The following is a 12,522-nucleotide window of genomic DNA, read 5'->3' on the forward strand; positions in this document are numbered from 1 at the left end:
ACGGTTTAATCTAAATAAATTAACTAAATGATTTTAGTGTCGCCGGTATTAAATGCTAAAACGTATGCTTCTTTTTTTGGCCCTAGGAAGCTTTTTTAATTGATACTCAAGTTTACTTGCTTCACTTTTATTACCAACTTGTTGTTGATGGATAAGTAAAAGCGGCCCTTTCCCTCTAAGGTTTTTGGCCCCTTTACCGGCTTGATGAGTTGCAAAGCGTTTTTCAACATTAGTCGTGATCCCTGTGTACCAATGACCAAATCGTGTCTCAACTATATATAAAAACCAAGTAGACTCCGTTTTTAAAATATTCGTTTCGATGTGCTGTAAACTTTTTTCATTATTAATTGTCAAAACATTACCTTAACGCCCTTAACATAAAACAATTGCTTAAAAGGGTTTTACCTTCAGTGACTAATCGGTATCATGCAGATTATAAAAAATAAGGATCACAACTAACAATGCAGTCGTTAAAAACTTTTTCTCTTTGGCTTATCTTTGCTTTAACACTTAGCTCAGCAGCAGGTTGCTCTAGCTGGGTATACCGAATTAACATCCCCCAAGGCAACTTTTTAGAGCAATCGGATGTTGAAAAACTTCGTGTAAATATGACTCGAGAGCAAGTTGTTTACGTATTAGGCAGACCTATTGCTGAGGACGCCTTTGATAACAATACTTGGCGTTATATTTACAGCTTTAATAAGGGCCGTAAAAACGAGCAAAATAAAGAGTTAGTAATTAACTTTGAAAATGAAAAGTTAGTTTCAATCTCAGGTGATTATGACCAACCTGAAAACTTTACTACACCGCTCGAGCAATAAATTTCTCAAGTGGTAAAAAAAGGTGAGCATGGCTCACCTTTTTTATTGGTTTATTTAAAAGCTTTTACCATCCTAGATTCAAATTGTAAGTGCATAACTTGTTTTGGCTAGATTAAGGGGTCAGTTGCTCATAAGCTAACTACTTTTTCTCCGGCAAGAGATTTTACAATGAGACATTACAAACAACTGACCTATGCGCAAAGATGCCAGATCGCCGTTCTAAAGAAAAGTGGTTTTACGCAACAAAGTATTGCTGAGCTAACTAATTTATCGCAATCTACGATTTCAAGAGAGCTTTCTAGAAATACAGGTAAGCGAGGTTACAGACACAAACAAGCTCATGAGCGGGCTTTGTTTCGCCGAAGAAGTGTAAGAAAACCGCTTAAGATGACACCTGAAATGATAGCTTTAATTACCCAGAAGCTTAATGAGAAGTGGAGTCCTGAACAAATAACGGGATGGTTACGCAAAGAAAGTGAACTGTCTGTCAGCCATGAATGCATTTATCTGTATATCTGGGAAGATAAAAAAGCAGGTGGTGAGTTATACCTACATCTGCGCCGACACGGTAAGAAATATCACAAGCGCAGTCATGGTAAAACAAACCGAGGGCAAATAAAAAATCGCGTTAGCATTGAAGAGCGCCCACAAATAGTTGATGAGAAAGGCCGAATCGGAGATTGGGAAATAGATACCGTCATAGGCAAAGGTCATCGAGGCGCCCTTGTTACCATTGTAGAGCGGGTTACCCAATTCACTGTATCAACTCAGGTGGCAGGAAAAACAGCACAAGCCGTCACTGCGGCGACGATAGAACTATTAAGGCCATATAGGTCAGCGCTTCATACCATCACGGCTGACAATGGAAAAGAGTTCGCTTATCACGAGCAAATCACAGAGGCTTTAAGTGTTCCTGTTTATTTTGCTCACCCTTATCACTCATGGGAGCGCGGATTGAATGAAAACACGAATGGATTACTACGTCAGTATTGGCCGAAGAGCACAGATTTTAAGGCGGTAACACCAGCGCAAGTTATACCAGTACTTGAGCAACTTAATAATCGTCCGAGGAAGACACTTGGATTTGAAACGCCTGCAAAATTGATGCAGGATCACTTGGCGGCTAAAGCCGCCTAAACGTTATGCACTTCAGGTTTGAATCCGCGCATTTTAAACAACGTTAGCGTGTGATTTAATCCGTTAAATTTTCCACGTTTATACCGATCTTCGTTACTTTTCGAGTGGGCGGCCACCCGTTACTTTATTTGCACGCCCCTCTTCTTTAGCTTTTTCTGCACGCTTTCTACGCGCATCTTTAGGGTCTGCAATTAATGGACGATATATTTCTATACGGTCACCGTCTTTTAACTCATAGTTAGCTTTTACAGTTCGATTCCACACACCTAACGTTAGCGATGTAGCATCTATCTCAGGGCACTTTTGTATAATACCTGACTGAATAACAGCCTGTTCTACTGTAGTCCCTTGTGGCACTTCAATTGATAAACACGTTGCCGTGGTTGGTAACGCAAATACCACCTCAACATTAATCATGCTCTCGCTCCATAAACCTGTTTTGCACGTTGAGTAAATGCACTCACCATATTTTTTGCAACATCGTTAAAAATCTTACCAAAGGCAAGCTCTATTAACTTACTTGAAAATTCAAATTCTAGTTGCAAGTGAACTTTACATGCTTTGGCGTCAAGCTCTTGAAAGTGCCAGCGCCCTTTTAACGTCTTAAATGGTCCATCAACAAGGCTTAGCAACACGGTTTGCTCATCAACAAAGGTGTTTTCGGTGGTAAACCACTTTTTTATACCCGCCTTGGATATTTCTAAACTCGCGGTCATGTTATTATCATGCTGTGAAACAATTTTTGAGTCTGAGCAATTTGGTAAAAACTGCGAATAAGTTTCTACATCATTAACTAGATCAAACATCTCTTTAGTGCTGTACATAACCAGCGCACTTTTTTCTATTTGTGGCATACTCACTCCCAACTGTGTGGGCGAATTTTAGCAAGCTTTGCGCGTTTCCCCAAATTTTCATGCTGCTTAAATTAAAGCTTAATTTTTAAAAGCATTATTAAAAAATCGATGTAAAACATCTCACATTACGTATATTATAGGGCACTATGGCTAAGAAAAATTCATCAAAATCGACAAGTAATACCATCGCGCTAAACAAAAAAGCGCGACATGAGTATTTTTTACACGATAAGTTTGAAGCAGGTGTTGAACTACAAGGCTGGGAAGTAAAAAGTATCCGAGCAGGTAAGGTAAACATCACCGAAACTTATATTCATCTTAAAAATGGCGAAGCATTTTTGCTTGGCGCGCAAATCCAGCCACTTAATAGTGCATCAACCCATGTAATTTGCGATCCGTTGCGTTATCGTAAGTTACTATTAAGCAGACGCGAACTTGACCGTCTACTCGGTGCAACAGAGCGAGATGGCTATTCATTAATAGCTACAGCTATGTACTGGAAAAAATGTTGGGTGAAACTTGAATTTCATCTAGCAAAAGGTAAAAAGTTGCACGATAAACGTGACGACGGGAAAAATAAAGATTGGTCTCGCGAAAAAGAACGTTTAATGAAACACAAAGTATAAGCACAACGCCTAACTAACAAGTTAGGCGTTTTTTTTATTAAAAAAAACCAACTATTATTTGTTTTATTAATATACAACACGATTACTATTCATTCAGAATATACATGTAAATAATTTATTACAATTTTATTGTGAATTAATTAATTTAATTATTACTCGCATTTAGGCTGTATTTGTTATTTCCAAAATAAAGCATATGCGCCTATTTCAACCTTATTCAGCGCATAACATCTGTTTTAAAATCATCCAAAAACACACAAAAAACCATACTAAAATCACATTTCAGTCTAATTGCTAACACTTAAGTTACATGATATTAATGTCGTCGCTTGTTATATCAATCCGCTTAAATATGGGATTTATTTAACAGTTTAAAAAGGATTGGTATAGAGCAACTAAATTTATAACATATCAACAAGGACTTAAGGATGAAGTAATCAACTGCATTTACACCCAGCTTAATTGCAGGTGCTACAATCGCACTTTCAGAAGGTTTTACAACAACTTACGCTACTGAAGAAGCTAACAAAGTAGAGCGCATTGAAGTAACTAGCTCACGAATCAAACGTTCAGATATCGAAGGACCTTCTCCGGTTCAATCAATCGCAAGAGCTGATATTGAGAACATGGGTTATGACAACCTACAACAACTCCTCGAAAGAATGCCTGTCGCGGGTAGCGGTACTTTCTCAACACGTGGTAACAACCAAGACTCAACTGCAAATGGGTCTGCTGCTGTTAGTTTACGTGGCTTAGGTGCTGATGCTACGCTCGTACTAATCAATGGCCGTCGTGTCTCTATTAGTGCATTTGCCGAAGGTATCACAAACTCATTTGTAGATATTAACAGTATCCCAGTTTCTGCCATTGAGCGAATCGATATACTAAAAGATGGTGCTTCAGCTATCTACGGCTCAGACGCAGTAGCGGGTGTTGTAAACGTTATCTTGAAAAAAGACATTGACGGTGTTGAAGTTAATCTGGGCTACGGCGGTACTGATGGTCCAAATTATGAAGAAACCACAGCAAGTTTAGTGTGGGGTACTACTAGCGAGAAAAGCAGTGCGTCAGTGATTATCGATTACTTTAAAAATACATCTCTTTCCTCTGATGAAATGGGCAGCTTAGGTACAGCAAATCAATCACCTTATGGTGGTGAAGATTTTCGCTCATCTCGTGGCTTCCCTGGATATTTTTATGTAGACGGTGTTAAAACAATTGATCCGGCGTGTCCTGCTGAAAATGCAACTTCAAGCGGCAGTTGTTTATTTGATTACGGCCCTTACGGTTATATTGCACCAGAGTCTGAGCGCGTGGGTGCTATTTCTCAATTTGAATATAACTTTGATAATGGCATTACGGGCTTTTTAGAAATGGCAGTACAGCACAATACGTCTGTTGCGGCCGGAGCCCCTACTCCAATTGATGAAGATGCAGGCTTAACTGTCCCAGCTAACCACCCTAACAATCCATTTGGTGAAGACATTCAAATTGGTCGCTACCGTACAGTTGATGCTGGCGCACGCCAATGGGATATTGAATCAGATACTCTTCGCTTTGTTGCAGGGCTTAGAGGTGAGTTTAATGACTGGAGCTGGGAAACCGCTGTACAAAAAGGCCGTAGTAAATCTCTTCAAACAGGTGATAGAACACAAGGTTGGGTTCGTACTGATTTCTTACAACAAGAAATTGATGCAGGAAACTACAATCCATTTGGTGGCACGTACAACGACCCAGCTGTAATTGACCGTATTACAACAAGCTTAGTGCGTCGTGGTGAGTCTCACATGACTTCCTTTGATGCAAACATTACAGGTGAAGCATTTAGTTTTGGCGACGATGTAGTAATGATGGCTGCAGGTATTGAATACCGTGAAGAAGATGTGAATGACATTCCTGATGATCAATTTCAACGTGGCTTAATATTTGGTACAGAATCTGTATCGGCATCTGCAGATCGTGAACAATACGCAGCCTATGTTGAGTTTTCTATTCCTCTTGCTGAAAATTTAGAGCTACAACTTGCTGGCCGTTACGATGACTACAGTGACTTCGGTACAACAACAAACCCTAAAGTAGCTCTTCGCTGGGCGCCTACTGATGAAATCACAGTGCGTGGCTCTTGGGCACAAGGCTTTAGAGCGCCTTCTTTGGCACAAGTTGGTTTAGGTCCATCTCAAGAAAGCCAATTCTTTGTAGATACATACCGATGTGAAGCAACGGGCCTTGATTGTGATGCACTTGATTACAACATTGAATTTGCTGGTAACCCTGACCTTGAAGCTGAAGAATCAGAATCATGGAATATCGGCTTTATTTGGGCGCCTTCTGCAGAGTTTGGTTTAAGTGTCGATGTGTGGAGCATCACTCAAGATAACAAAATTGATGAGCAAGAGTTTGGTCCAATTTATAACTCTGAGTGTAATAACCAAGATAGTACTGTATGTGTACGCTTAACACCTACAGGTGGCGATAGCTTAGGAACAATTCAAAAAATTTACAGCACATTTGAAAACGTTTCCTCGCAAGAAGTATCTGGGGTTGATGTTTCAGCTAACTACAATCACTCACTTGATGACTTAGGTTTATTGAAATTTAATTTAGAATGGGCATACCAAGATAAATTTGAAAAAGATGGCCGCGATTACACCGGTGAGTATGGCTATCCAGAGCACCGCTGGATTTTCTCTACAAACTGGGAAATTGGCGAGTTTAATACAAACGTAAACATCAGTTATGTAGGTGAGTTTGAAGATACCCCAGATATTGATTTTGACGGTAATTTAGACTTTGATAGCAATACATCACGTATGGTTGATTCGCAAACATTGGTAGATTTACAAACATCTTATCGTGTTACTGACTCAACTAAAGTATCGTTAGGTGTAAATAACTTATTTGATGAAGAGCCACCATTTGCAATTGGTGATGGCGACGCTGATCTATACGGTTATGCTTCAGGTGTACACAACCCTAGAGGCCGATACTTCTACACTAAAGTTAGCTTCTCGTTTTAACTTTGCGAGCTTATTTTAAAGTGAGCTAACGCTACAAATAAAAAAACCGCCAATTGGCGGTTTTTTTATTTAAAACTAAGGGCTAAATTATAGCTTTATAGCTCGCCTTCGTTTTCAGATAAGAACTTAGCAACGCCTTCAGGGCTTGCGTCCATACCTTTTTTACCTTCAGTCCAACCAGCAGGACATACTTCACCGTGCTCAGTATGGAACGCTAGCGCGTCAACCATGCGAAGCATTTCGTCTATGTTACGACCTAGTGGTAAATCGTTCACTACTTGGTGACGTACGTTACCTTCTTCATCAATTAAGAAAGAACCACGGAACGCAACACCCGCTTCTGGATGCTCAACGTCGTATGCTTTACAAATTTCGTGTTTAACGTCTGCAACTAGTGCGTATTGAACTTTACCAATACCGCCGTCTGCTACAGCAGTGTTACGCCATGCGTTATGTGAGAATTGTGAATCGATAGAAACACCAATTACTTCTACGCCACGCTTTTGAAACTCTTCAAAACGCTTATCAAATGCAATAAGTTCAGAAGGACATACAAACGTGAAATCTAGTGGGTAAAAGAAGATAACTGCTTTTTTACCTTTAATTGTTTCATGAAGGTTATAGCTATCTACAATTTCACCGTTACCAAGAACAGCTGCAGCGGTAAAGTCTGGTGCCTGGCGGCCTACTAATACACCCATTTTATTCTCCAAATATTTTGAGTTTATTTTCAATTGCTTTCGCAATGCTGGTACTTATATGGGCGCTAAAAATTAAAAACCAATAGCGCATACATATAATTAATTGGCATTCTAAAGTTATTCACTACAAAAGAACAATCGCATTTAACGATGTGAGCAATCGAAAATAACGAACACTTGCAACTTGCGCTAATATGCTTAAATAATAGGTCTAATTTAAAGTGTAAGTTGCGTTGTAACTAAGTAGAAATTTTAAAAATATCGAAGTGGTTTATGCATTAAACTTTTTAGAATTTCATATACGGTGGCGCTAAATTTTACAGATATAAAAAAACCTGCAAATGCAGGTTTCTCGCTTAGACTTAGTCCATTATATCTGAGGGCATATCACCACGGATTTTTTGCCAAATCTCACCCGTTTGATGACCATATTTACGCATCATAGAAATAGCACCATCATGCTCTTTCCTTTCTGCCAAAATGGTTAAATCTTTATAAAACTGACGAGCAAGTTCACGAGTTCCAGCATCAGAGAAGTAATGACAACCAATCTTTGAATAAAAGCCTCTAAAGCCGTTAAGTATTAATACATAAATACGGTTATTACCCGCAACGGCTAATTCGTGATGCACTTTATAATCATAGTCAGCAAATGCTTGAGCGGTGTCTTCTAGCTCATGGCTTTGTGATAAAATTTCAATCACGCGTTCAGGATTTAACTTAATTGCAGCACGTGTATAAATAGCACTAATATTAGTACGTGCAGATAAAAGCTGATCTGTCAGCTCTGGCATCTTGTCTTCATCTAAGCGCGCTAATGTTTCAAGAATGTTTAAGCCAGACGTTTCCCAAAAGTTATTTACTTTTGTTGGTTTACCATGCTGAATTGTTAACCAACCATCACGTGCTAAACGCTGTAATACTTCTCTCAAGGTCGTTCTTGTTACACCAATTAACTCTGAAAGTTCTCGCTCGGCAGGTAGAATTGAACCTGGAGGGAAATCGCCGTTCCAAATAGATTCAACTATATATTCTTCAGCAAATCCTGCTGGGCTTTTCGCTTTAAAAATTCTCATCCAGTTCCCACTCGAATTAATCAACACTCATCGTTTTACACGAATAACTGACTGATTGTACCAGAGGAAGCATAACTAACAAGTAAAGTCAGGTATATTAATAAGCAAATGAGTAGAAATTAAAGATTAATAAATAATAAAATTTAGGTTTTTCTAATATAGCTACAATGTATAAATATACAGAGCAATATTCATTGTAGGTACATTGTAATTATTGGTGTTTTTTATTTACACCATACCTAGCTGAATCAACTTAAAACACATAAGTACATTAAAAAGGAACACCTATGCAACAGAGCGTTCTAACCGCAACTTTAAAGAATTGATTAGGCAATGTACCAATGTTGTATAAGTAAGCGATATAACTAAGCTTATGTATCAATGGGAACTAAGTCGAGCGTCATGTAGCCTCTGCTGAGGCTGCATTGAGTGGTCAAAAATTTCATCTTATAAAAAGCGACTTCGGTAGCTTTTTTTTCCTTTTTGTTGCCGCATACTTTATCCTAGGTCATAATCTAACGTCTTATTTAAACGCGGAATTTTTATGAACTGGCTTGCGCAATTACCCACCCAACGTACCCCGTGGCTTTTATTTACAGCTATCGTTTTTTTACTTGAAGTGACCGCCCTTTTCTTTCAATACCAAATGGGATTGGCGCCTTGCATAATGTGCATATATCAACGTACAGCCGTACTGGGTCTATTAGGCGCAGGAATTGTAGGTTCGACTAAACCACAGAGCAAAGCAGTTCGTATATTAGCGTATGTAATTTGGGGTGTATCGAGTGTTTGGGGATATTTAATTGCTCGCGAGCATATTGATATGCAAACCACCACGGACCCTTTTGCATTTAGCTGTGAGTTTGAACCAAACTTCCCATCGTTTATGCCGTTACATGAATGGATACCTAGCTTTTTTCAGGCGACCGGGGATTGTGGAAATATAGATTGGCAATTTGTTGGTTTGAGCATGCCTGCTTGGATGGAAATTATATTTGGGATTTTCTCACTAACACTATTTATTATAGTTATTGGCCGTTTATTAATTAAAAAGTCGATTTGATATGTTCACATTTTTTTCAAGCCAATTAGATGAGCTTAAGCACCTAAAGGTACGCAAGCGTCAGGACGTAATAGCACTTTCTTTAAGTATGTTATCGCCAACTGATAAAGTGTTACTACGTATTATTAAATTAATATTACTAAGTCCACTATTTTTAATATTCACAGTATTTAAAGGTTGGATATTAATCCCGTTTTTGATACTCGGCGGATTGTGCTACCCACTTTTAACAACACCTATTGAAATCAACTTTGCTAAAAAACACTTAAGCGATGCATTAAAACAATTTAATCAGGGCGCATAGCGCCCTGATTGTTATCTACTGCTATTAAAGTGAAATTTTCCCCTCTAATTTGGCTAATAGTTTTTTACCAATTCCTTTAACTTGCGATAAATCACTGACGCTTTTAAATTCGCCGTTTTCTTCACGGAAGTCCACTATTGCCTGCGCTTTTTTCTTACCTATACCAGGTAACTTAGCAAGCTTCTCTGCATCGGCATTATTTATACTAATTGTCTCAACTTGAGGCATTTGCTTAGTTACTTCTGATAATTGTGCATACGCGGTAGTCGCGGGTAGTAAGCATAATAAGCTTATTATGAATAAATTTTTTAACGTTTTCATCAAACTTGTCCCTATTCTTCTTTTCTTAATTTTGAATATTGCTCAGGAAAACCAAAAAGTAAGGAACTGAAAAGCTCATCATTTAAAGTGTACCTAAACGCATTATCACTATGATCCGAAATCCTGAAAATGCAGCTGGTACAACAAGTGATTGCTTAACTAAAGTAAAGTTACCGTTTTTTGTCAAATTTAAGACACCTAAAAATTAATACTTCGCGCTTGCAAATTTACGCCCAAACCATTACTGTACATAAAAACAGTAATCTAATGGTTTTTACAAACCACGGTGCCAAGCAATTTTGCAGGAGAAATCATGGCTGTTGTTGTTAAATATGTTGTAGAACGAAACGGAGTCGAGCGTATGACGTTTACTACCAAAAAAGAAGCTGATGCTTATGATAAGATGCTCGATATAGCAGAATCACTTGAGCTAATGCTAGAAAAGGTAGACGTACCGCTTAGTGAGCAACAAATTGAATCACTTGCTTTAGAAATAGCGAAAAGCAAAGATGACTTTATGACCATATTAAAGGGCGGCAAAGATCCAGTTGTTACCAAAGCGCCAGCAAAAAGTAAAAAGTCAGATAACGTTGCATCAATTGAAGATAACAACGATAAAAAAGTAAGTTAATTCATAGAATGTTCCCTCCTCGAACGGGACAAACTAAATAAAAAAGGGAGCAACTAAGTTGCTCCCTTTTTTATTATACCAATTCGCTTAATTAAGTGATCTCTTTGAGGGTGGAAAAACGTGTTGATAGCTAGGCAAAAATTCGATATTTAGTTGTACTAAATGAGAATTTTTTAACGCCGGTAGCAACACGTTTAGCCCCGCAAAATGATTAAGTATTATTGCGGATTGGTATTAATTACTACTCACTTTAAAATAAGTAGTAATTGCTAATTAAAGCTCTTTTTCTACTTCATCAAATAAAGCAGTGATGTTTTGCTCTGGCTCTTTTGTTACTAAGCTAACAACAACAATTGCAATACTCGCTAAAATAAAGCCAGGTACTATTTCGTACATAAAGCTACTTAAGCTTTCACCATTGATAGTAAATGGTCCATATATCCAAATTAGCACAGTAAATGCGCCTACTAACATACCAGCTAACGCACCAGCAAAGTTCATGCGTTTCCAATAAAGGCTAAACAATACAAGTGGTCCAAACGCAGCACCAAAGCCAGCCCACGCATTACTTACTAGGTCTAAAATAGAGCTATCTCTATCGTAAGCCAAATAAATAGCGAACATAGCAACTACGGCAACACTAATACGGCCAACAGCAACTAGCTCTTTATCACTGGCATCTTTACGTAAGAATGTTTTATAGAAATCTTCTGTTAATGAACTTGAACTAACCAATAATTGAGATGAGATAGTACTCATAATCGCAGCCAAAATTGCAGCAAGTAAAAAGCCAGCAATAAGTGGGTGGAACAGCAACTCAGAAAGAATTAAGAAAATTGTTTCAGGATCTTCAACTACAATGTTGTTCTCATAAGTATAAGCTGCACCAAATATACCAGTACCAACAGCACCAATGGCAGCAACAATCATCCATGTCATACCAATACGGCGTGCTTTAGGCATATCTTTAACACTACGCACCGACATAAAACGAACAATGATATGTGGTTGGCCAAAATAACCTAAACCCCAAGCCATTGCAGAAATAATACCTAATGCAGAACCTGCACCAATCCAGTTAAGCATATCTGGATTTACGCTATGTAAAGTTGATTCTAAAGGTTGTTCAAGCAAAGAGTATGCAACCGTTGGTACTAGAATAAGTGCAATGAACATAATACAACCTTGCACAAAGTCAGTTAAGCTGACAGCTAAAAAACCACCAAACAAGGTATATAAAACAACTACGCCCGTTGTAATGTATAAACCCATCTCATAAGTTAAACCAAATGAGCTTTCAAACAATTTACCACCAGCGACAACACCAGATGAAGTATAAAGAGTAAAGAAAACAATAATTACCACAGCTGATACAACACGTAATAGGTTGGATTTATCATTGAAGCGATTTGAAAAGTAATCTGGGATGGTTATAGAGTCATTTGCTTTTTCAGTGTAAACACGTAATCTCGGTGCAACTAACAAATAGTTTAACCAAGCACCAATCACCAAGCCAATTGCTATCCATGTACTACTAAAACCAGTAACAAACATCGCACCAGGTAGGCCCATTAAAATCCAGCCACTCATATCAGATGCACCTGCAGACAGTGCGGCTACACTTGGAGATAGATTTCGTCCACCTAACATGTAACCAGATACATCGTCAGTAGATTGCTTATATGCATATAGTCCGATACCTAACATTACAATAAAATATAATGCTAGTGAAATAATCATTCCTGTTTCCAAATTAGCCTCCGCATAATTATTAATAATAGGCTTTAATCCAAATAATGACTCTTAAAATTTTATAGTTAAGACACTATTGGGGTAAAAACCATCCTCGCTGACTATATCATGCTTGATAATAAAATCTCCAACTTGCTGCCCTCACCTGATACAAAAATACTCATGTTGAATAATTTTAAAGCGAATTGGTGAAATATAATAAATTAAATACTAGAAAGA

General features: G+C 38.1%; 13 protein-coding genes and 1 pseudogene. 7 read left to right on the top strand and 7 right to left on the bottom strand.

Annotation, left to right across the window (positions count from 1 at the left end):
• Nucleotides 1–23: 23 nt before the first annotated feature.
• Nucleotides 24–354: pseudogene (locus tag RB214_RS11760) on the bottom strand (GIY-YIG nuclease family protein).
• Nucleotides 355–461: 107 nt separating this feature from the next.
• On the opposite strand from RB214_RS11760, the gene RB214_RS11765 reads away from it, so the two are divergent.
• Nucleotides 462–821: an outer membrane protein assembly factor BamE gene (locus RB214_RS11765; RefSeq protein WP_309167074.1), complete on the top strand. Its 360-nt coding sequence runs from the start codon at nt 462–464 to the stop codon at nt 819–821.
• A gap of 168 nt (nt 822–989) precedes the next feature.
• Nucleotides 990–1,958, top strand: a complete 969-nt coding sequence (locus RB214_RS11770) for an IS30 family transposase (RefSeq protein ID WP_309167075.1) — start codon at nt 990–992, stop codon at nt 1,956–1,958.
• A gap of 93 nt (nt 1,959–2,051) precedes the next feature.
• On the opposite strand, the gene RB214_RS11775 is transcribed toward RB214_RS11770, so the two are convergent.
• Together RB214_RS11775 and RB214_RS11780 are read right to left on the bottom strand one after the other, a co-directional pair.
• Entirely contained in the window at nt 2,052–2,375 is a 324-nt protein-coding gene (locus tag RB214_RS11775; RefSeq protein WP_309167077.1) for an RnfH family protein, read from the bottom strand.
• Nucleotides 2,372–2,812 carry a type II toxin-antitoxin system RatA family toxin gene (locus RB214_RS11780; protein WP_309167078.1) on the bottom strand — a complete coding sequence of 147 codons (441 nt, stop codon included), beginning with the start codon at nt 2,810–2,812 and terminating at the stop codon, nt 2,372–2,374. The genes RB214_RS11775 and RB214_RS11780 overlap by 4 nt, the downstream gene beginning before the upstream one ends.
• A 146-nt stretch (nt 2,813–2,958) precedes the next feature.
• Here RB214_RS11780 and smpB point away from each other — a divergent pair, with 146 nt between their 5' ends.
• Together smpB and RB214_RS11790 are read left to right on the top strand one after the other, a co-directional pair.
• Complete coding sequence (smpB, locus tag RB214_RS11785) at nt 2,959–3,438, top strand: SsrA-binding protein SmpB (RefSeq protein ID WP_004335699.1); 480 nt, start codon at nt 2,959–2,961, stop codon at nt 3,436–3,438.
• Between the two features lie 461 nt (nt 3,439–3,899).
• Nucleotides 3,900–6,455, top strand: a complete 2,556-nt coding sequence (locus RB214_RS11790) for a TonB-dependent receptor (RefSeq protein WP_309169003.1) — start codon at nt 3,900–3,902, stop codon at nt 6,453–6,455.
• A gap of 95 nt (nt 6,456–6,550) precedes the next feature.
• On the opposite strand, the gene RB214_RS11795 is transcribed toward RB214_RS11790, so the two are convergent.
• Nucleotides 6,551–7,156 (bottom strand): peroxiredoxin, encoded by a 606-nt coding sequence (locus RB214_RS11795; protein ID WP_007378637.1) that lies wholly within the window; start codon nt 7,154–7,156, stop codon nt 6,551–6,553.
• A 362-nt stretch (nt 7,157–7,518) separates the two neighbouring features.
• Entirely contained in the window at nt 7,519–8,232 is a 714-nt protein-coding gene (gene fadR, locus RB214_RS11800) for a fatty acid metabolism transcriptional regulator FadR (protein ID WP_309167084.1), read from the bottom strand.
• Between the two features lie 544 nt (nt 8,233–8,776).
• Here fadR and dsbB point away from each other — a divergent pair.
• Together dsbB and RB214_RS11810 are read left to right on the top strand one after the other, a co-directional pair.
• A complete protein-coding gene (gene dsbB / locus RB214_RS11805) occupies nt 8,777–9,295 on the top strand; it encodes a disulfide bond formation protein DsbB (protein ID WP_007584117.1) in 519 nt (172 codons plus the stop codon).
• A 1-nt stretch (nt 9,296) separates the two neighbouring features.
• Nucleotides 9,297–9,599 carry a DUF6170 family protein gene (locus RB214_RS11810; RefSeq protein ID WP_010553884.1) on the top strand — a complete coding sequence of 101 codons (303 nt, stop codon included), beginning with the start codon at nt 9,297–9,299 and terminating at the stop codon, nt 9,597–9,599.
• Between the two features lie 24 nt (nt 9,600–9,623).
• On the opposite strand, the gene RB214_RS11815 is transcribed toward RB214_RS11810, so the two are convergent.
• Nucleotides 9,624–9,920, bottom strand: a complete 297-nt coding sequence (locus RB214_RS11815) for a ComEA family DNA-binding protein (RefSeq protein WP_165742701.1) — start codon at nt 9,918–9,920, stop codon at nt 9,624–9,626.
• A gap of 313 nt (nt 9,921–10,233) precedes the next feature.
• Here RB214_RS11815 and RB214_RS11820 point away from each other — a divergent pair, with 313 nt between their 5' ends.
• Nucleotides 10,234–10,551 (top strand): YebG family protein, encoded by a 318-nt coding sequence (locus RB214_RS11820; RefSeq protein ID WP_024606193.1) that lies wholly within the window; start codon nt 10,234–10,236, stop codon nt 10,549–10,551.
• Nucleotides 10,552–10,824: 273 nt separating this feature from the next.
• On the opposite strand, the gene putP is transcribed toward RB214_RS11820, so the two are convergent.
• The gene (putP, locus tag RB214_RS11825) at nt 10,825–12,303 is read right to left on the bottom strand and encodes a sodium/proline symporter PutP (RefSeq protein ID WP_149602304.1); all 1,479 of its coding nucleotides are present in this window, start codon (nt 12,301–12,303) and stop codon (nt 10,825–10,827) included.
• Nucleotides 12,304–12,522 lie beyond the last annotated feature (219 nt).

It is taken from the genome of Pseudoalteromonas sp. HL-AS1, assembly GCF_031198785.1.
Lineage (GTDB): Bacteria > Pseudomonadota > Gammaproteobacteria > Enterobacterales > Alteromonadaceae > Pseudoalteromonas > Pseudoalteromonas distincta.

Coding starts and splice junctions, on each gene's coding strand:
- dsbB (WP_007584117.1), top strand. CDS start 8,777: ATGAACTGGCTTGCGCAATTACCCACCCAACGTACCCCGTGGCTTTTA.
- RB214_RS11820 (WP_024606193.1), top strand. CDS start 10,234: ATGGCTGTTGTTGTTAAATATGTTGTAGAACGAAACGGAGTCGAGCGT.
- RB214_RS11810 (WP_010553884.1), top strand. CDS start 9,297: ATGTTCACATTTTTTTCAAGCCAATTAGATGAGCTTAAGCACCTAAAG.
- fadR (WP_309167084.1), bottom strand. CDS start 8,232: ATGAGAATTTTTAAAGCGAAAAGCCCAGCAGGATTTGCTGAAGAATAT.
- RB214_RS11765 (WP_309167074.1), top strand. CDS start 462: ATGCAGTCGTTAAAAACTTTTTCTCTTTGGCTTATCTTTGCTTTAACA.
- RB214_RS11795 (WP_007378637.1), bottom strand. CDS start 7,156: ATGGGTGTATTAGTAGGCCGCCAGGCACCAGACTTTACCGCTGCAGCT.
- RB214_RS11815 (WP_165742701.1), bottom strand. CDS start 9,920: ATGAAAACGTTAAAAAATTTATTCATAATAAGCTTATTATGCTTACTA.
- RB214_RS11780 (WP_309167078.1), bottom strand. CDS start 2,812: ATGCCACAAATAGAAAAAAGTGCGCTGGTTATGTACAGCACTAAAGAG.
- smpB (WP_004335699.1), top strand. CDS start 2,959: ATGGCTAAGAAAAATTCATCAAAATCGACAAGTAATACCATCGCGCTA.
- RB214_RS11775 (WP_309167077.1), bottom strand. CDS start 2,375: ATGATTAATGTTGAGGTGGTATTTGCGTTACCAACCACGGCAACGTGT.
- RB214_RS11770 (WP_309167075.1), top strand. CDS start 990: ATGAGACATTACAAACAACTGACCTATGCGCAAAGATGCCAGATCGCC.